Here is an 18,394-nt window from a genome sequence, read left to right on the forward strand (position 1 = left end):
AGGTGATGCCCGTAATGCCATCTTGTGCCTGAGCGATGCTCTCGCATCCACCGCCCGGTATCAGCCGTGGTGGGAGAAAAATGCTGTCCGGTTTGCGCCGAACAGCCTGGTTTTATCTACCCGCCATCAAAACGTCGCCTTGAACTGCACCCCATACGTGCGTGGTTCGTTGATGATGCCCGTCAGGTTGTCGAAATCGATGGCGCCCAGCGACTGGATCTGGTTGGTGATGTTGCGGCCGTACGCGGAAAGTTCATAGCGGTCCCATTTGTAGCCGACGCGCAAGCCGCCTTCGAGCAGTTCCTTGGCCTTGTATTCCTTCGCTTCATACAGGAAGAAGTTGTAGCTGGTGCGGTAGGACCAGTCCGTGTAGGCGTAGAACTCGCCATTGGCGACGGGAATGCTGTATTTCAGGGTGAAATTGGTTTGCCATTCCGGCGCGCGCGGCAGCGGGTTGCCGTCGATGTAGGCCGTGCCCTTGAACGGGCCCAGCGGGTCGGTGACGGTGCAGCCGCTGGCCGGGTTGTTTTGCGCGTTGCCGCAGCTTTGCACGAACAGCTTCTTGTCCTGGATCTCCGTATGGTTGTAGCTGCCACCGAGGGTCATGCTGAGCGAATCGCTGAGGTTCGCCTGGAAATCGAGTTCCACGCCCCGGCCCGTGGCCTTGTCTGCGTTAATCAGCTGGTTCATGTTGACGGCGCCGCTACCGGCCGTCAGTTGCTTGTCTTTGACACGGTACTGGAACACGGCCAGGCTGAGGCGCGCGCGCTTGTCGAACAGGTCTTGCTTGATGCCGGCTTCGACGGACAGCGCCTTTTCGGCGCCCGCAAACGAAGGGCGGTCGGACAGGCCGTTCAGGCGTCCCTGCATCGATGGCGCGCGGTAGCCGGTGGCGATGCGCGCGTAAGCATTGGTTTCCGGCGTCAGCACGTATGTGCCGCTCAGGTCCCAGCTGACGTTGTGCGAGGTGTCGTGCAGCTTGAACGGGCCGGCGGTGGTCGCTTCCACGCGCTTGGCCGAGAAATCTTTCTTGTCGCTCGTGTAGCGCAGCCCGGCGCGCAGTTTCAGGGCGTCCGAGACCGTGTAGTTCAGCGAGCCGAAGGCCGCGTACGACTTCGAGCTCTGGTTTTGCGTGGCGTACGCGCTGTTTTGCGGATTGCCGGGCGCCAGGCTGTCAAAGCTGATGCTGTCGATCTGGATATCTTCCTTGAAGTAGAACAGGCCGCCTATCCATTGCAGCGGGCCCTTGGCGCTCGATTCGGCGCGGAATTCCTGCGAAATCTGCTTGTGGTTGGGGATCACGTCGGCCGTTTCCACGACGAAAGGAATGAAGCCGGGGCCCATCGGCGGCGCGTACACGGCGCCATAGCCGCCGTCGACGTCGGCGCGGCTGAAGAAATCGAGCTTTTCGTAGCCGGTGATGGAATGCAGGGTGACACCGGGCAAGTCCCATTTCAGGCGCATGCTGCCACCCTTGGTTTTCAGGTGCTGGCGGTTGATGCCATCGGTAGGGTAGGAGCCATAATCGAAATTGTCGACCAGGTCATTCGTGCCCTGTTTCAGGATGTTGGCGCGGAACAGCGTGGCCGTGCCATCGAGGTTGCGCGCATGCACGTTGAACAGGGCGCTGAAGTCGCGCGTGGGCTTGACCAGCACTTGCAGGCGGGCGGCGCTGTCTTCATAGCCTTCGAAGTCGCGCGTGCCGGTGGGGCGCGGGTTGTGTACGCGGTCGTCGCGGCGCTGCGTCTGGCCGGAAAAGCGCAGGGCCACGGTGTCGCTGACGGGCACGTTGAAGGCGCCTTCCAGGTTCTTCATGCCATCCTTGCCGAAGCCGCCGCTCAGGTAGCCTTCCGTCTTGAAGACGGGCTTGGCGGAATCGAACTTGATCACGCCGGCCGGCGAGTTGCGGCCGAACAGGGTGCCTTGCGGGCCGCGCAGCACCTCGACCTGGTCCACGTCAAACACGGGAAAACCCTTGAGCATGGCGTTTTCCTGCACCACGTCATCCATCACCAGGCCCACGGGCTGCGAGGCGTTCAGGTCGAAGTCGGTATTGCCCAGGCCTCGAATGTAGAAGCGAGGGAAGGTGCGGCCATAATCCGATTCGACGGAGACACTGGGCGAGCGGCTGTTGAGGAAGCGGATGTCGGCGCCGCCGGCTGTCAGGGTGTCGAGCTTGTCGCCTTTCAGGGTGGCGATGGACATGGGCACGTCCTTGATGTTTTCCGCGCGCCGCTGTGCCGTCACGATCACCGTTTCCAGCTGGCCAGGGCCGGCCTGTGCTGCCGGAGCGGCAGGCGCGTCGGCGGCAGGGGCCTGGATGCTGTCTTGCGCCATCGCTTGCAGGGGAAAGGCGGCAGTGATTGCCAGGGCAATCAGGGTGTGGCGTATTGTGCTGGCATGCGGTGTCATCATGAAACGGCTCCTGTCGGTCAAGGTTGTTCGTAAGGTCCAGGCTGGCGCTAGTCCGCTAGACGAAAAATCATGCTAGCACGGAAAGTTTTGGTATTCATGCCATTTTCCAGGCGAGGCTATTCATATCTGTTTCGACTGAATACGTGAATAAAATCGTATTTGTCGTCAATATCGGGCGGGTGCATAGTGGGGTGCCGGCAGGCCTGTGCGAACGCAAAAGAGGCCGGGCATGGCGATGGTGTTTCCTGCGGTAGCGCAAAAAAGGCGGGTGCATTTTGTCGTAGTGCCGGGATCAGGGCGCAGGAAATACAACAGTTGCCGTGGATTTTTTTCGTGAGGGGCTTGTTGTTGCAACGCGACAGGGGCGTACCGCTTGCGGTTTTCCCCTGCGCGTGTGACGCAAGGCATGCGTGGACGCATGCCCGTACCTGCTTAAAACTCTTCCCAATCGCCTGCCGTCGCCGCTGCCGTTGGCATCGGACGATGCTTTGCAGGCGCGGCCTGGCGCTTGACGGTGCCGCTGGCCGGCACCAGGCGCAGCGGCTTGGCGCTGGCGCGTGCTGGTGCAGGCGCGCGCGCGGGTGCCGCCACCTGGCCGTCGTGCGTCTTGAAGATGCTCACGGTTTGCACCAGGTGGCTGGCCTGGTCGCGCAGCGATTCGGCCGCCGCCGCCGCTTCTTCCACCAGCGACGCGTTTTGTTGCGTGACGCTATCCATCTGCGCCACCGCCTGATTGATTTGCTCGATACCGGCGGACTGTTCCTGGCTGGCCATCGTGATTTCAGCGATGATATTGCTGACGCGGGCGACACTGGCGACTACCTCGGACATCGTCGCGCCCGCCTGCGCCGCCAGCCTGGCGCCCGCATCGACGCGGCTCACGGAGTCGTCGATCAGCGTCTTGATTTCCTTGGCCGCGCTGGCGCTGCGCTGGGCCAGGCCGCGCACCTCGGTCGCCACGACGGCGAAACCGCGGCCCTGTTCGCCGGCCCGCGCCGCTTCCACGGCGGCATTCAGGGCCAGTATATTGGTCTGAAAGGCGATGCCGTCAATGACGCTGATGATGTCGACAATCTTGCGCGACGATTCGCTGATCAGGTCCATGGTGCCCATCACTTGTCCTACCACGGCGCCGCCCTTGCTGGCGACGTCCGCTGCCGTGCTGGCCAGCACATTGGCTTCGCGGGCATTGTCCGCATTCTTGCGCACGGTGCTGGTGAGCTCTTCCATTGAGGAAGCGGTTTCTTCCAGTGAACTGGCTTGTTGTTCCGTGCGCATGGAAAGATCGTTATTGCCTGTGGAAATCTCTGCGGCGGCCAGAGACACGGTGTCGGAATCCTGGCGGACGGATGAGACTACCGAAGTCAGCGATACCTGCATGCGTTGCAGCGCCGACAGCACGCTGGTGGTATCGTTCAGCGCGACGCTGAGTTTGCCTGTCAGGTCGCCGCCGGCAAGCAGGCTGACGGTGTCGCACAGCTGGCGCGGTTCGGCGCCCAGCGCCTTGAGCAAGTGACGCGTGATGAGCCAGCCCGCCAGGGCCGCCAGTACGATGGATAGTAAGCTGGCGCCGATGAGGATATTCCGGTTGCTAATATAGCGTTCTTTATATTCCTGCAGGATGATGGCGGAGCGCTGCTCCGTCAGCGCGAAATATTCATCGCTGGCAGCGACGAGGGCGGCCAGCAGCGGACGGCATTCCTCGTTCATCTTGACGATGGCTTGCTCGTTTTTCTTTTGCAGCGCCAGGTCCACGATGGCCAGCGCCACGGGAGCATAGCGTTTTTCGATGCTGTCGATCTTGTTGATGATGACGCGCACCTCGTCCGATACCCCGGGCTCCTGCGACAGCTCTAGCAGGCGCTGCATGTTCTTGACGACATCGGCCTGCGCCTGCAAGACCTGTTTGCGTTCGATTTCCATGTCTTCCGGCTTGGAGACCAGCACCAGGTTCCTGGCCGCCACGGCACGCATGTCGATCGCGTCACGCACGCGGTGCGCCGTATTGGCACGCGCCATGATGCCGTCGACATACTGCTCAAAGCCTGCGTTGAAGTTGGAAAAACTCCGCACGGACAGGGTAGAGATGCCGATGAGGAAGAAGACCAGCAGGCCGAATGCCAGGGTCAGTTGGGCGCGAACAGTTAATTTATGCATGATGCCTCTCCCAAAATACGCGATGATGATTAGAAAGTGTGCTTGCGCTTGACAAGTGGCAACGTGTCGTGCCCTACGCAGTGCTTTTCTATCCAGAACACGGATTCGTGGTGTGAGGATTGTGCTATGTAAAAACCAATTTTAATAATAAAATTCGGTATATGTATTATTCTTTAAAATAATTGTTGCACAAAAATTTTCGTAAATCAATGAGATTTTCGTGCCCAAAAACAACTTTTTAGCACGGACGGCCAGTTCGAGGGGCACTGCCCTGCCGCAGTGGGCGGCGGGCCAGGACTGCGAGACGGTCAGCCGGCAAAGGGCCTTGAAAATAGTGGGCCTTACGGGCCGTGATCAGATGGGAAACGCGCCCGCGCCCGACACATTCAGGCAGGCGACCTTGTCGCTGGCAAAATACTTGATTTGCCCCAGGCCGATGGCATAGCAGCCGTCGCTGAGCGGGAAAATGGGTCCGGTGAGTTTTTCACCGCTGATCAAGGTCACCACCCAGGGTGTGGTGGCCGGCTTGCCCGCGTGGGCCAGTGCGTGTTGTACCAGGTCTGACATGCTGCCTCCGATGGAAATCAAAACCTGATGATAGCAGTGCCGCACAGCCGCTGGTTTGCCGATACGAGGCACTGACGCTTTCACGCGTCGGCCAGCAAGTTCTTTGGCAGCGCCACCGACACCAGCTTCCAGCGCCACAGGCCGTCGCGCGTCAGGGTCAGCTCGCCGATGTGGCTTTTGCTGTGGGCGCGCTGCACGACGACGCTGTCCCAGGAAGTGTAGCGCAGCTTGTAGTCGGGTTTGGCGTTGCGCTTGCGGCCGCTGATGTCGCTGACCTTGGCGATCGGCTTTTCGTAGCGGTCATTGAGCTTCATCAAGGCGACGATGCCTTCGGGCATCAGCATGGTATCGAGCAAGGGGGCGATGACGTCAGGGCTGATGTCGTCGGCCACTTCCGGCGCCGAGAACAGGGCATGCAGTTGCTGCCCCAGGCTGCCGCGCAGCTGCTCCAGGTCGATCTGCGCAGCCAAGGCCTGGCTATCCTCATCCATGGTTGCCGTGCGGATCTTGTTCATGGTGAAATACGGGCTGCCATAGAAGGTGCCGGCCAGCGCGACCAGTACCACTACAGCGAGAAGCATCATTCTTTTCATTGTGCAATCTCTCGGATGCCTGGCGACCCGGTGCGCCTGAAGTGTTGGCATTCTACATAATATTTCCCAGAATCAATATGACGGTTTAAGTAAGTGTTGTTTTGGATCAAGTTTCGTCAGAGTAATTCTGACGGCAAGGTAATATTCGTCAATTTCCAGTCCCAGATGCCATGCCGGCGCAGCAAAAATTGGCTGGCGGCGGGGCCGGCGCCGCTGCGCTGCAGCACCACTTCGTTCCACGAGCGGTAAGCCATGCCGAAGTCGTGGCGCTTGCCATCGGCTCCCTGCTTGCCGTGCAGGATCAGCACCGTGATGCCGGGCGGCGAGACGATGGTGTCGAGCATTTCCTTGAAGTCCTCTTCATTGGCCGTTTCGCCGGCCGCCCGCAACTGGTGCGCCACGCTGGCGCGCACGGCGGGCAGGTCGGCCTGCTGCGCCAGGGTTTCCAGGCGCACGGATTTCGCCGCAATGCTGATGCGGTACATGGCGATGTAGGGGCTGACCCAGGTGAAGCCGATGGCGGCGACGCTAAAAACGATCGCGGTGGCGTACTTTCTTTTCATGGTCTCGGTAGTGTGGTGATCTATTGGGATGATCGGTGCCGCCGTGATTTTACCCGGCCATGGCGGGCAGATGGTGTAGCATTCGTGCCGGCGCGGACCATCGCGCCGCAATATTGAGGACAACCATGAATATCACTATCAATCAGGTGCTGCAGTCGTATATCGACCCGCTCACCGCCAGCGAATACGCGGCGCTCGAGCGCAGCCTGCTGGCCGAAGGCTGCCGCGACGCGCTGGTGCTGTGGAACGACGTGCTGATCGACGGGCATAACCGCTACGCCATCTGCCGCCAGCACGGCATCGAATTCAAGACCATCCAGAACACCAGCTTTACTTCGCTCGACGATGTCATGCTGTGGATGATCGACAATCACCTGGCGCGCCGCAGCGTATCGGACTTCCAGCGCGGCGTGCTGGCCTTGCGCAAGAAGGAAATCGTCGCCGCGCGCAGCCCGGCCCCGGTCAGTGCCCAGGATGCCCCGGACGGCGAAAACGCGCCAAAACCGCCCATGAGCACGCGCGAAGAGGTGGCCAAGGCGGCGCGCTTGAGCAGCAACCAGATCAGCCAGATCGAGAAGATCCAGAAGGCGGCCTCGCCGGAACTGGTGGAAGCGGTCCGCTCGGGCACGATTTCCATCAATGCGGCGGCCACCGTGGCCTCCCTGCCGCCGGAAGAGCAGGTGGCGGCCGTCGCCGGTGGTAAAAAACTGTTGCGCCAGGCGGCCAAGGAAATCCGCGAACAGCGCGCCGCCACGCGCACGCCGCGCGAGCCGAAGGTGCATGTATCTCAGGACACGCCGGAGACGGGCAATGAGCCGTGGGCGGACAACGCGGCCCAGGCGCCGACCGAAACGGAGCGCCTGCGCGGCGAGATCGCCAGTTTGAAACAGCGCAATGCGCAGCTGCAGGCGGAAAATATCGAATTGAACCAGCGGATTGCCGCCCTGATCGACGCGTCCTGATTTGGAGTTGACCATGCTACGTCGCAGTGCCTTGTTCACCGTCATCGCCTGCGGCGCCGTCGCCGTTCCCCCGGTGCTGGCCGCGCCCGCTGTTTCTGTCACGGACATGGCCCGCTGGCAGGCGCAGGCCGCCCATGTCAGCATCGCGCGCGACAACTGGGGCATTCCCCACGTGGCAGGCAAGAGCGATGCGGATACCGTCTTTGGCCTGATGTATGCGCAGGCCGAGGATGATTTCCCCCGCGTGGAATTGAACTACATCAATGCCATGGGGCGGCTGGCGGAAGTGGAGGGCGAAGGGGAACTGTACCGCGACCTGCGCATGAAGCTCTTCATCGATCCGCAGGAGTTGCAGGTCCAGTACCGTGCCAGCCCGCCATGGCTGCGCAAATTGATGGATGCGTTTGCCGATGGCCTGAATTTTTACCTGGCCACGCACCCGCAGGTCAAACCAAGGCTGATCACGCATTTCGAGCCGTGGATGGCCCTCAGCTTCAGCGAGGGCAGCATTGGCGGCGATATCGAGTCCGTCAACCTGGCGCAGCTCGAAGCGTTTTACGGCCAGCAAGCCAGGCCGGTTGCTGTGGCGCTGGCCAGCCTGGCGACGGGCTTGGACCCCGAACCGGGCGGTTCGAACGGCTTTGCCATCGCGCCCGCCATCACGAAAAATGGCCATGCACTGTTGATGATCAACCCGCACACGTCCTTTTACTTCCGTCCCGAAGTGCAGATGACCAGCGGCGAAGGCTTGAACGCGTATGGCGCCGTCACCTGGGGCCAGTTCTTTGTCTACCAGGGCTTCAACGAGCGTCTCGGCTGGATGCATACCTCGGGCGGCGGCGATGTCATCGACGAATACCTGGAAAGCATCGTCGACCGGGATGGCGCCTGGTTCTACCGCTATGACGGCAGCCTGCGCCCCTTGAAAGCCGTGCCCATCACCTTGCCGTACAAGCTGGCCGGCGGCGGCATGGCATCGAAAACCATCACGGTCTACTATAGCCACCACGGCCCCATCGTGCGCGCGCAGGATGGTAAATGGGTGGCCGTGCGCCTGATGCACTCGCCCTTGAAGGCGCTCATGCAATCGTACACGCGCACCAAGGCGCGCGATTACGCGGCTTTCTACAAGACCATGGAACTGCGCACGAATTCGTCGAACAACACCGTGTATGCGGATGCGGACGGCAATATCGCCTATTTTCACGGCAATTTCATCCCCGTGCGCGACCCGCGCTTCAACTGGAAGCAGCCCGTCGACGGCAGCGACCCGGCCACGGAATGGAAAGGGCTGCACACGGTGGCGCAAACCATCACCCTGTTCAATCCGAAAAATGGCTGGATCCAGAATACGAATAATTGGCCGTACTCGGCGGCCGGCGCCAACAGCCCGCGCCAGCACGATTATCCCGCCTACATGTCCGTGTATGGCGAAAACGCGCGCGGCCTGCATGCCGTCAAAGTCTTCCAGAATAAAACGGGTTTTACCCTGGACAGCCTGATCGCCGCTTCCTACGACAGTGAGTTGACGGCGTTCGAAGCGCTGCTGCCGCCACTGTTCGCGGCTTGGGATGCGCTGCCGGCGGGCGATGCGCAACAGCTGGCGCTGGCCGACAAGGTGGCCTTGCTGCGGTCCTGGGACTGGCGCTATTCGCTGACGTCGACGGCCACCTCGCTGGCCGTGTTCTGGGGCCAGGAACTGGCGGAACTGGCTGGCAAACAGGCGCGCGAGCAGGGCGTGCCCGTGGTCGACTTCATGGTGACAGACAAGGTCACGGCGGTACAACGGCTGGCGGCATTGGCCAGCGCTGCGACCAAGCTGCAGCGCGATTTCGGGAATTGGCAAACGCCGTGGGGCGAGATCAACCGCTACCAGCGCCTGACGGGCGACGTGGCGCAGCCGTTTGACGATGCGCAAGCCAGCTTGCCCGTGCCTTACGCGTCGGGCAACTGGGGCGCGCTGGCCGCGTATGGCCAGAGCAGCAAGAGCACCACGCGCAGAATTTACGGCGAGCGCGGCAACAGCTTTGTGGCGGCCGTGGAATTCGGCCCCCGCATCAAGGCGAAAAGCATCCTGGCGGGCGGCCAGAGTGGCGACCCGCGCTCGCCGCACTTCAAGGACCAGGCAGCCATGTATGCAAGCGGCGCGTTCAAGGACGTGCTGTTTTATCCGGAGCAGGTAGAGCAGCATCTAGAGCGCCGCTACCACCCTGGACAATAAAAGCTGGGCCGATCAAATCGCGCCCAGCGCCGTGCGCAAGTCATGCCGCAGGTCTTCGATGTCTTCGATCCCCACCGACAGCCGGATCAAGCCATCGCCTATGCCCAGCGTTGCCCGCTGCTCGGCCGGGATGCTGGCATGCGTCATCAGGGCCGGATGCTCGATCAGGCTTTCCACACCGCCCAGGCTTTCGGCCAGGGCAAACACCTCGCAGCGCTCGAGGAAGCGGCGCGCGCCGGCCAGGTCGGTATCGAGGTCGATGGAGATGATGCCGCCAAAACCATCCATCTGGCGCTGCGCCAGCGCGTGCTGCGGGTGCGATGCCAGGCCCGGATAAAACACCTTTTTCACTTCCTTCTGCTGCTCCAGCCACTGCGCCAGCGCCAGGGCGCTTTCGCAATGGCGCTGCATGCGAATGGCCAGGGTCTTCACGCCGCGCAAGGCCAGAAAACTGTCGAATGGCCCGGCAATCGCGCCCACCGAGTTTTGCAGGAAGCCCAGCTGCTCGCGCCATTCGGCCTGGCGCGCTTCCGCGCCGACAATGGCGATGCCGCCGATGATGTCCGAGTGGCCGTTCAAGTACTTGGTGGTCGAATGCACGACGATGTCGAAGCCATGTTCCAGCGGGCGCTGCACCAGCGGGCTGGCAAATGTATTGTCGGCCACGGCGATGATGCCCCGTGCGCGGCAGATGTCGGCAATCGCCCGCAGGTCGGCCAGTTTCAGCATGGGGTTGGTGGGCGTTTCCACCCATACCATCCTCGTCTCGGGGCGCAGCGCGGCCAGCAGATTCTCGGGATTGGTCAAATCGACATAGGTAAATTCGTGGCCGGCCGAGCGCCGGCGCACGCGCTCAAATAAACGGTAGGTGCCGCCGTACATGTCGTCGCCGGCGACGATGTGGCTACCGGCGTCCAGCAATTCCAGCACGGACGAGATGGCGGCCAGGCCCGAGGCAAACGCGAAGGCCGCGCTGCCCCCTTCCAGGTCTGCCACGCAGCGTTCCAGCGCCCAGCGCGTGGGATTGTGCGAGCGGCCATAGTCGAGGCCCTTGTGCACGCCGGGGCTGTCCTGCACGAAGGTGGAGGTGGCGTAAATGGGCGGCATGATGGCGCCCGTCGACGGGTCGGGCGACTGGCCGGCGTGGATGACGCGGGTGGCGAGATGGCTCTTGCGGGGAATGTGCTGGCTCAAGATAGTGTCCTGCGTAAGTGGTTAAGAAGGTCGAAGCGGGTGATCAGGCCATAGAAGGCGGTATCGTCGGCGACGACGGCCGTCAAGCCCCGGTCCAGGGTGGCGCGCAAGGCGGGCAAGCCGCTCGATGGCGCCAGCGTTTCGAGCTGCGTCGTCATGGTGGCGCCCACCAGCGATGCGAAATGCGCGGCGTCGCCCGAGACGTGCAGCAGCAAGTCCGATTCGTCGAGGATGCCGACCAGCTGGCCGCCGTCGATGACGGGCAGCTGCGCCAGGTCGCTCGAGCGCATGCGGTTGAAGGCGGTGAGCAAAGTGTCACCGGGCGCCACGCTGACCACGTCGCCCTCGTCGTAGCGGCGCCCGATCAGGTCGCGCAAGTCGCCCGACACGGCCCGCTGCAATAAGCCCTGGTCGCGCATCCAGCCGTCGTTGTAGACTTTCGACAGGTAGCGCGTGCCCGTGTCGCAGACGAACGTGACGACGCGCTTGGGGCTCGTCTGTTCGCGGCAGTATTTGAGGGCCGCGGCCAGCAGGGTGCCGGTGGACGAGCCGCCTAAAATGCCTTCGGCGCGCAAGAGGGCGCGCGCGGAATCAAAACTTTCCTGGTCCGTGATGGTGTACGCCTTTCGCACGCTGGCCATGTCGGCAATCGAGGGAATGAAGTCTTCGCCGATGCCTTCCACGGCCCAGGAGCCGCTCGTGTCCGACACTTTGCCCGTGTCGATGTATTCGGTGAGGATGGAGCCTTGCGGATCGGCCAGCACGAATTCGAGCTGGGGCTGCGCCTTGCGGAAGTAGCGCGTCAGGCCCGTCAGGGTGCCGGACGAGCCGACGCCGACGACGATGGCGTCCACGTCATGGCCGCTTTGCTCCCAGATTTCCGGTCCGGTGGTCGTTTCGTGGGCCAGCGGATTGGCGGGATTGTTGAACTGGTCGGCGAAGAAGGCGCCCGGCAGTTCGCGCGCCAGGCGCGCCGCGTAATCCTGGTAGTACTCGGGATGGCCCTTGCCCACGTCCGAGCGCGTGGTGTGCACTTCCGCGCCCAGGGCTTTCAGGTGCAGCACTTTTTCCGTCGACATCTTGTCGGGCACGACGAGAATCACGCGGTAACCCTTGATGCGGCCGACCAGGGCCAGGCCGATGCCGGTGTTGCCGGCGGTGGCCTCGATGATGGTGCCGCCCGGCTGCAAGCGGCCGTCGGCTTCGGCCGCTTCGATGATGGACAGGCCGATACGGTCCTTGATGGAGCCGCCGGGATTTTGCGATTCCAGTTTCAGGAACAGCTGGCACAGGCCTGTGGCTAGCCTGGTCACTTCGACCAGTGGGGTATTGCCGATCAGCGTGTATAGCGCTGGCGGCTGGGATGGGGATGGCATTCGATCATTCATGGTGGCTCCTGTCAGAGAAACAGCCGCTCCGGATTGTGTCCCGAGCAGCCTTCCGTGCCGCGCAGTGTAGGCGGGTGGACGAGTGCGGCGAACGAATGTTTGCATGCTTGCATATGCGCCCTGCGCATATCGGTTGCAGCGCGCGCGATTCGAGTATGCGCCGTTTTTGGCCCGCTTGCCGCGCCAAAGACACGCGTATTAAGCTGCCGCAAGCTCACCATTGCGATTTATAATCACGCCTCGAAAAGGTACTAAACAGTATCCTGAAAAACCAGACAAACAGGGCAGGCGGCAGTGGCAAAACTTTATTTCCGGTATTCCGCGATGAACGCGGGCAAGTCGACGGCCTTGTTGCAGGTCGCGCACAACTATGAAGAGCAGGGCCAGCAGGTGCGCCTGTACACGGCCGCCATCGACAGCCGCTATGGCGTGGGCCGCGTCACCTCGCGCCTGGGGCCGCAGCGCCAGGTCGATATCTTCCATGCCGACACGAATTTCCTCGACGATATTCCCCAGGTCGCCTGCCTGCTGGTGGACGAAGCGCAATTTCTCAGCACGGCCCAGGTGCAGCAGCTGCACCAGCTGGCGCAAGTGAAGGGCGTGCCCGTCATCTGCTACGGCTTGCGCACGGATTTCAAGGGCGAACCGTTCCCCGGTTCGGCCTATTTGCTGGCGCTGGCCGACGATATCGAGGAATTGAAGAATATTTGTACTTGCGGCAAGAAGGCCACGATGAATATCCGCGTGGATGAGCAGGGCCGCCGCATCAAGGAAGGCGAGCAGATCAGTATTGGCGGCAACGAGAGTTACCGCCAGGCGTGCGGGCGCTGTTTCTACTCGTAAACTTATTCGGCGACGGGCATGCCTACATCGGCATCGTCCGACAGCGCCAAATCGCCCCGTTCGAAGGCGGCGAGGATGTCATTGGCGCGCGCCACATCGTGTTCACGCACCAGCACGCGGGCGCCGCCGATGGCGGCCGCCAGCAGCATGTCGGCCTGCATGTGCTGGTCGTCCGTCAGCAGCACGTCGATGCCGGCCGCTGCCAGGCAGCCGCGGATGACGTGCGCATCCGTGGGTATCATCAGCCGGGCAATCAAAACATAGTCGTCGTGCATGGTGCCTCCTGGCAAGGTGGATTCGTCCCCATCTTAGCATCAGGCTTGCATTTACAGCTTGAACACGCCCACCACCTGGTTCAGCTCCTGCGCCTGCTCCTGCAAGGAGTCTGCCGCCGCGGCCGCTTCTTCCACCAGGGCGGCATTCTGCTGGGTTACCTGGTCCATCTGGGCGATGGCCTGGTTGACTTGCTCGATGCCGCTGCGCTGCTCTTCGCTCGCCTGTGCGATCTCGGCCATGATGGTGCTCACTTGCTGCACGCTGGCCACCACCGTGTCCATGGTGGCGCTGGCCTGGCTCACTTGCGCATGGCCCAGGTCCACCGTGCTGGCGGAGGCCTGGATCAAGTCCTTGATGTCTTTCGCCGCTGCCGTCGAGCGCTGCGCCAGGGTGCGCACTTCGGTGGCGACGACGGCAAAGCCCCGTCCCTGCTCGCCGGCCCGCGCCGCTTCCACAGCCGCGTTCAAGGCCAGGATATTCGTCTGGAAGGCGATGCCGTCGATGACGCCGATGATGTCGGCTATCTTGCCCGACGAGCTACGGATGGCGTCCATGGTGCTGGCCACCTGCGCCACGGCCGCGCCGCCTTCGGCCGCCAGAGTTGACGAATCGCGCGCCAGCTTGCTCGCTTGTTGAGCGTGATCAACATTCTGCCGCACGGTCGAGCTCAGTTCTTCCATCGAGGCGGCCGTTTCTTCCAGCGAACTGGCTTGCTGTTCCGTGCGGCTCGACAGATCCAGGTTGCCGCTGGCGATTTCACCGGACGCCGTGGCGATCTGCCCGGCGCTGCCGCGCACATTGCTGACCACTTGCGAGAGGTTGTCGCTGATGCGGTTCATGGCGCGCAGCAGGCGGCCAATTTCGTCATGGCTGCTGGTGTCGAGGTGCACCGTCAGGTCGCCGGCGGCGATTTGCGCGGCGGCCGTTTCGGCGGCGGCCAGCGGGCGCGACACGAGGGTGCGCACGAGCCAGTACAGCAGCAGGGCGAAGACGAGCAGGGCGATGAAGCCGGAAATGGCCAGCTGGTTGCGCAGCTGGCGCGCTTCAAGAGTGATCTCGTCCGTGAACGTGCCACCCGCGATGATCCAGTGCCAATCCTTGAATTGACGGTAATACAGCTGCTTTTCGCGCGCGAGGGCAGCCGTTTCGCCCGGCGCCGTCCACGTGTAGCGCATGGCGCCGTTTTTCTGCGCCAGCATTTCCTGGATGAACATCCGGCCATCGCTGGCCTTGAACTCGAGCGCGCTCTTGCCTTCGCTGTTCGGGTGCAGCACCAGGTGGCCGTAATTGGCGCCGGGGGCCGTGTCGACGATATAGATGTAGCCCGTCTGGCCGATCTTGACCTGCCGAATCTTCTCTTTCAACATGGCCAGATTCTTGCTGATATCGAGGCCGATGAACAGCACGCCCACCACCTTGCCGGCCGCATCGCGCACGGGGTCGTACTGGGTGATGTATTGCTTGCCAAACAGTGTTGCCATGCCAATGAAGCGCTGGCTGGCGCGCAGCGGTGCATAGCTGGGGTGGTTGTGGTCGAGCTGGGTGCCGATGGCGCGTTCGCCATCCTGCTTTTTCAGCGAGGTGCTGATGCGCACGAATTCATCGCCGCTGGCGGCAAAGATGGTGGCGATCACGCCCGTTTGCGCCGTGTAGCGGTCGACCAGGGCCGTGTCGAGGTTGAGCACCTTGCTGCCGTTGGCCAGAGCGGGCGTGGTTTTGCCGGCCACGGCCACCATGGCGCCCGTGTCGATGGTGAACGGCCCGGGAAATTCGGCCGCGAACAGGCGCGCAAAGCTGGCCGCCTCGTTGACCATGGCGGTATGAAATACTTCCGTGGTCGTCATGACGCTATTGAGTTCGCTGGTGACGGCCGCTTCGGCGCGCTGTTCCAGGGCAGACGAGGTGCGGATACTGATCAAGGTCGTCAGGCTGGCGAGGATCAGGCTGACCAGGGCAAACGTGAAGGCGGTAATCTTGCCGCCGACACTACAGTGGCGGGATGAGAACGATTTTGTAGGCATAGTTTGAGTCTGGCAAAGGGTAATCAGCTCGGCCATTCCTGGTCATGACATGACACGCGGGGAGGAGATCTGGTGGGGAATGCGCTTTAAGCGGGGGTGTGCCGGCTTGGGGAGTCGCGCACAGGCAAGAAAAATTTCAGGGTGCGATGATATCATGTTGCTTGCGTTTTGTTACTAAGTGTTTCCCGCAGGAATCATTTTTCCGCGTAAAAACATCACCTGCATCAGGATTATCCCAACGTCCCATTGACTTTTTGAATTTTAATGGCGGAGCTTGATATTCATCGCTGACGGGCGATGCGATTTCTTGCGAATGTTTCACTTTGTAATGAATGAGACGCCGCCTTTAATCCGCGTTTAAGCTTCCAGGAAGAAACTGATATTCCATGGGAGCCTGCCAGGCCGTATCCTGTAGAATAATATGCAGACCAGTCGTGTATTCCCCTTACTGTCTTGCTGGCTGGCGCATGTTTATCTGCGCCGCCTGGAATTGATTCAACTAATTTTCGGAGAAGCCGATGAAGAAGCAAATGATGCTGGTCACCCTGGTGCTTGCCCTGTCAGCCCACGCTGGCGCAGCCCAGACGGACAAGAGCGCCGCTCCTCCGCTACCCATGAAGCCGCTGGCCCAGCAAACGCAGGCCGCCTTGTGGGCATCGCGCGTATTGACGCGCGTCCATTACAAGGCCATGCCGCTCGACGACGCCATGTCGGAGAAAATCTTCGACCGTTACTTCAAGTCCCTGGACGCGGAAAAACTGTTTTTCGTGCAGGCCGACGTCGACCGCTTCGCCCCCTTGCGCACCAAGCTCGATGACGCCATCATCAATGAAGACTTGACGGCGCCTTTCGCCATCTACAACTTGTACCAGCAGCGTTTCGACGAGCGCATGGCGTATGCGCGTGAATTGCTCAAAACCAAGTTCGACTTTGCCGCCGACGAGAGCTACCAGCTCGACCGCGAAAAGGCTGCCTGGCCGAAGAGCGACGAGGAAGTGCGCGACCTGTGGCGCAAGCGCGTCAAGAACGACTGGCTGCGCCTGAAGCTGGCGGGCAAGGAAGACAAGGCCATCCGCGAGACCCTGGACAAGCGCTATGAAGGCTACACGACCCGTTCGCGCAAGCTCAACAGCGAAGACGTGTTCCAGATCTTCATGAACGCCTACGCCATGTCGATCGAACCGCACACCAATTACCTGGGCCCGCGCGCTTCGGATAACTTCGACATCGCCATGCGCCTGTCGCTGGAAGGTATCGGCGCGGTGCTGCAGACGCGCGATGAATACACGGTGGTGCGCGAAGTCGTGCCGGGCAGCCCGGCCGGCTTGTCGGGCAAGCTGAAAGTGGGCGACCGCATCGTCGGCGTGGGGCAGGGCGAAAGCGGCCCCATCACCGAAGTGCTGGGCATGCGCATCGACGACGTGGTGCAGTTGATCCGCGGCGCCAAGGATTCCGTGGTGCGCCTCGACATCCTGCCGGCCGACGCCGGCCCGGACGCCAAGCACGTGGTCTTGCCGCTGGTGCGCAAGAAAATCAGCATGGAAGAGCAGGCGGCAAAGAAATCGATCATCGAAGTGCGTGAAAACGGCGTCAAGCGCCGCATCGGCGTGATTGCCTTGCCGACGTTCTACCAGGACTTCGAAGCGCGCCGCCGTGGCGACAAGGATTTCAAGAGCGCCACGCGCGACGTCACCCGTTTGCTGGGCGAGTTGAAGAAGGACAAGGTCGACAACGTCCTGATCGACTTGCGCAACAACGGCGGCGGTTCGCTGAACGAAGCCGTCGAACTGACGGGCCTGTTCATCGACAAGGGGCCTGTCGTGATGCAGCGCAATGCCGAAGGTAAGGTCGACGTGGAGAGTGATACCAGTGCCGGCCTGGCCTGGGATGGCCCGATGGGCGTGCTGATCAACCGCGGCTCGGCTTCCGCCTCTGAAATTTTCGCCGCCGCCGTGCAGGACTACGGCCGTGGCGTCATCATCGGCGAAGGCAGCTTCGGCAAGGGCACGGTGCAGACCCTGTTCAACCTCGACCGTTTCGGCGGCAGCGAGAAAGCCCGTTTCGGCGAGCTGAAAATGACCATCGCCCAGTTCTTCCGCATCAATGGCGGCACCACGCAGTTGCGCGGCGTGACCCCCGACATCAAGCTGCCAGCCATGTCGGACGCGGAAAACTTCGGCGAATCGAGCTATGACAATGCCCTGCCATGGGTGGCCATCAAGCCGGCGCAATACCTGCCGACGGGCGACCTGAAGGACATCGTGCCACTGCTGGACAAGAAGCATGATGCGCGCGTGGCCAAGGACAAGGATTTCCAGTATTTGCTCGATGACATCGCTCTTGTCGTCAAGCAGCGCAAGGAAAACCAGATTTCGCTCAATGAAACCGTGCGCCGCAAGGAGCGCGACGCCCAGGAGGCGCGCGCCAAGGCCCGTGAAAAACGCCTGATCGCGCAGATTTCGAATCCTGCCGACGACCTGGTGGTGATCCCGGATCCGAAAGACGTGTTGAAGGGCGCGAAAGCGGCCAGCAAGACGGCCAGGCAGATCGCCGCCGTGAAGGGCGCCTTGCGCACGGACGACGGCTTGCAGGGCGACGAGCGCGCCCTGAGCGCTGAGCTGGACGCCGAAACGGCCGCCAAGAGCGCCAAGGACGTGCTGCTGAACGAAGCGGCGCGCATCCTGGCCGACGAAGTGGCGCTGATCAAGGCCGATACCCGCATGGCGTCCAAGGTCTTGCCGTATGGCGCGGATACCAAGGCGACGCCGGTGACGGCAGCGAAGTAAGGCTTTTCACGCAGTAAAAAACCGGTTCCTGGCGGAGCCGGTTTTTTTTCGTCCCGATCAGTTATCTGTTTGACGTATTTCTATCATTCCAACAATCAATTGGATCAATATGCCGCGATGCAGCATAATGCACTTGTCTCCTCTATTCTCCTCCAAGAAAATAGATTTAGCCCGCTCTCGTAGCGGGCTTTTTTTTTGGTGCGCCAGGCATGGCGCGACGCGCGCGAGCGCGGCTCGACTGACTGTGGTGGTTAGTTGAGTGACTTGGAGGTGAAAGTCCTCTGCACACCTGGCAAGGGGAAGTGCTAGCTGAACGGCAAGGGTGTCCGTCGCAAGGCGGAATCTGAAGGAAGCCGCAGGCAAAATGCTGGTCTGACGCACAGGAAGCGGATTAGGCGGCGTAGCGGG

Annotated in this window: 14 protein-coding genes; 4 read left to right on the forward strand and 10 right to left on the reverse strand. The window is 61.7% G+C overall.

Features of this window, described 5'->3' with window-relative positions; all coding sequences use genetic code 11:
• Positions 1–126 precede the first annotated feature (126 nt).
• The 5 genes from ACQ4WP_RS07425 to ACQ4WP_RS07445 all read right to left on the reverse strand — a co-directional run bounded on the left by ACQ4WP_RS07425 (position 127) and on the right by ACQ4WP_RS07445 (position 6,295).
• Positions 127–2,412: a TonB-dependent receptor gene (locus ACQ4WP_RS07425; protein WP_436519390.1), complete on the reverse strand. Its 2,286-nt coding sequence runs from the start codon at positions 2,410–2,412 to the stop codon at positions 127–129.
• A 435-nt stretch (positions 2,413–2,847) separates the two neighbouring features.
• Complete coding sequence (locus ACQ4WP_RS07430; RefSeq protein WP_436519370.1) at positions 2,848–4,572, reverse strand: methyl-accepting chemotaxis protein; 1,725 nt, start codon at positions 4,570–4,572, stop codon at positions 2,848–2,850.
• A gap of 354 nt (positions 4,573–4,926) precedes the next feature.
• Complete coding sequence (locus ACQ4WP_RS07435) at positions 4,927–5,139, reverse strand: hypothetical protein (protein ID WP_436519371.1); 213 nt, start codon at positions 5,137–5,139, stop codon at positions 4,927–4,929.
• An 80-nt stretch (positions 5,140–5,219) separates the two neighbouring features.
• Positions 5,220–5,723, reverse strand: coding sequence for a DUF2939 domain-containing protein (locus ACQ4WP_RS07440; RefSeq protein ID WP_436519372.1), 504 nt, complete (start codon positions 5,721–5,723; stop codon positions 5,220–5,222).
• Between the two features lie 125 nt (positions 5,724–5,848).
• Positions 5,849–6,295 (reverse strand): DUF2939 domain-containing protein, encoded by a 447-nt coding sequence (locus ACQ4WP_RS07445; protein WP_436519373.1) that lies wholly within the window; start codon positions 6,293–6,295, stop codon positions 5,849–5,851.
• Positions 6,296–6,420: 125 nt separating this feature from the next.
• Here ACQ4WP_RS07445 and ACQ4WP_RS07450 point away from each other — a divergent pair, with 125 nt between their 5' ends.
• Positions 6,421–7,257: a hypothetical protein gene (locus ACQ4WP_RS07450; protein WP_436519374.1), complete on the forward strand. Its 837-nt coding sequence runs from the start codon at positions 6,421–6,423 to the stop codon at positions 7,255–7,257.
• A gap of 13 nt (positions 7,258–7,270) precedes the next feature.
• Positions 7,271–9,478, forward strand: coding sequence for a penicillin acylase family protein (locus ACQ4WP_RS07455; protein ID WP_436519375.1), 2,208 nt, complete (start codon positions 7,271–7,273; stop codon positions 9,476–9,478).
• A gap of 12 nt (positions 9,479–9,490) precedes the next feature.
• Here ACQ4WP_RS07455 and ACQ4WP_RS07460 read toward each other — a convergent pair whose 3' ends face one another.
• A complete protein-coding gene (locus ACQ4WP_RS07460; protein WP_436519376.1) occupies positions 9,491–10,672 on the reverse strand; it encodes a trans-sulfuration enzyme family protein in 1,182 nt (393 codons plus the stop codon).
• On the reverse strand, positions 10,669–12,060 hold the full coding sequence (locus ACQ4WP_RS07465; protein ID WP_436519377.1) for a pyridoxal-phosphate dependent enzyme: 1,392 nt from the start codon (positions 12,058–12,060) through the stop codon (positions 10,669–10,671). Before ACQ4WP_RS07465 ends, ACQ4WP_RS07460 begins: the two co-directional genes overlap by 4 nt.
• 294 nt (positions 12,061–12,354) lie before the next feature.
• On the opposite strand from ACQ4WP_RS07465, the gene ACQ4WP_RS07470 reads away from it, so the two are divergent.
• Positions 12,355–12,903: a thymidine kinase gene (locus ACQ4WP_RS07470; RefSeq protein WP_034755172.1), complete on the forward strand. Its 549-nt coding sequence runs from the start codon at positions 12,355–12,357 to the stop codon at positions 12,901–12,903.
• 2 nt (positions 12,904–12,905) lie between these two features.
• Here ACQ4WP_RS07470 and ACQ4WP_RS07475 read toward each other — a convergent pair whose 3' ends face one another.
• From ACQ4WP_RS07475 to ACQ4WP_RS07485, 3 genes are all read right to left on the reverse strand, one after another.
• Positions 12,906–13,178 carry a putative signal transducing protein gene (locus ACQ4WP_RS07475; protein WP_436519378.1) on the reverse strand — a complete coding sequence of 91 codons (273 nt, stop codon included), beginning with the start codon at positions 13,176–13,178 and terminating at the stop codon, positions 12,906–12,908.
• Positions 13,179–13,229: 51 nt separating this feature from the next.
• Positions 13,230–15,200 carry a methyl-accepting chemotaxis protein gene (locus ACQ4WP_RS07480; RefSeq protein WP_436519379.1) on the reverse strand — a complete coding sequence of 657 codons (1,971 nt, stop codon included), beginning with the start codon at positions 15,198–15,200 and terminating at the stop codon, positions 13,230–13,232.
• Between the two features lie 136 nt (positions 15,201–15,336).
• The gene (locus tag ACQ4WP_RS07485; RefSeq protein WP_436519380.1) at positions 15,337–15,522 is read right to left on the reverse strand and encodes a hypothetical protein; all 186 of its coding nucleotides are present in this window, start codon (positions 15,520–15,522) and stop codon (positions 15,337–15,339) included.
• Between the two features lie 196 nt (positions 15,523–15,718).
• Between ACQ4WP_RS07485 and ACQ4WP_RS07490 the strand changes: the two genes are divergently transcribed.
• Positions 15,719–17,986 (forward strand): carboxy terminal-processing peptidase, encoded by a 2,268-nt coding sequence (locus ACQ4WP_RS07490; RefSeq protein ID WP_436519381.1) that lies wholly within the window; start codon positions 15,719–15,721, stop codon positions 17,984–17,986.
• Positions 17,987–18,394 lie beyond the last annotated feature (408 nt).

The sequence above is a fragment of the Janthinobacterium lyxosi genome, from assembly GCF_051380665.1.
Taxonomy (GTDB): Bacteria; Pseudomonadota; Gammaproteobacteria; order Burkholderiales; family Burkholderiaceae_D; genus Janthinobacterium.

Coding starts and splice junctions, on each gene's coding strand:
- ACQ4WP_RS07450 (WP_436519374.1), top strand. CDS start 6,421: ATGAATATCACTATCAATCAGGTGCTGCAGTCGTATATCGACCCGCTC.
- ACQ4WP_RS07425 (WP_436519390.1), bottom strand. CDS start 2,412: ATGACACCGCATGCCAGCACAATACGCCACACCCTGATTGCCCTGGCA.
- ACQ4WP_RS07480 (WP_436519379.1), bottom strand. CDS start 15,200: ATGCCTACAAAATCGTTCTCATCCCGCCACTGTAGTGTCGGCGGCAAG.
- ACQ4WP_RS07445 (WP_436519373.1), bottom strand. CDS start 6,295: ATGAAAAGAAAGTACGCCACCGCGATCGTTTTTAGCGTCGCCGCCATC.
- ACQ4WP_RS07465 (WP_436519377.1), bottom strand. CDS start 12,060: ATGAATGATCGAATGCCATCCCCATCCCAGCCGCCAGCGCTATACACG.
- ACQ4WP_RS07430 (WP_436519370.1), bottom strand. CDS start 4,572: ATGCATAAATTAACTGTTCGCGCCCAACTGACCCTGGCATTCGGCCTG.
- ACQ4WP_RS07455 (WP_436519375.1), top strand. CDS start 7,271: ATGCTACGTCGCAGTGCCTTGTTCACCGTCATCGCCTGCGGCGCCGTC.
- ACQ4WP_RS07475 (WP_436519378.1), bottom strand. CDS start 13,178: ATGCACGACGACTATGTTTTGATTGCCCGGCTGATGATACCCACGGAT.
- ACQ4WP_RS07440 (WP_436519372.1), bottom strand. CDS start 5,723: ATGATGCTTCTCGCTGTAGTGGTACTGGTCGCGCTGGCCGGCACCTTC.
- ACQ4WP_RS07490 (WP_436519381.1), top strand. CDS start 15,719: ATGAAGAAGCAAATGATGCTGGTCACCCTGGTGCTTGCCCTGTCAGCC.
- ACQ4WP_RS07435 (WP_436519371.1), bottom strand. CDS start 5,139: ATGTCAGACCTGGTACAACACGCACTGGCCCACGCGGGCAAGCCGGCC.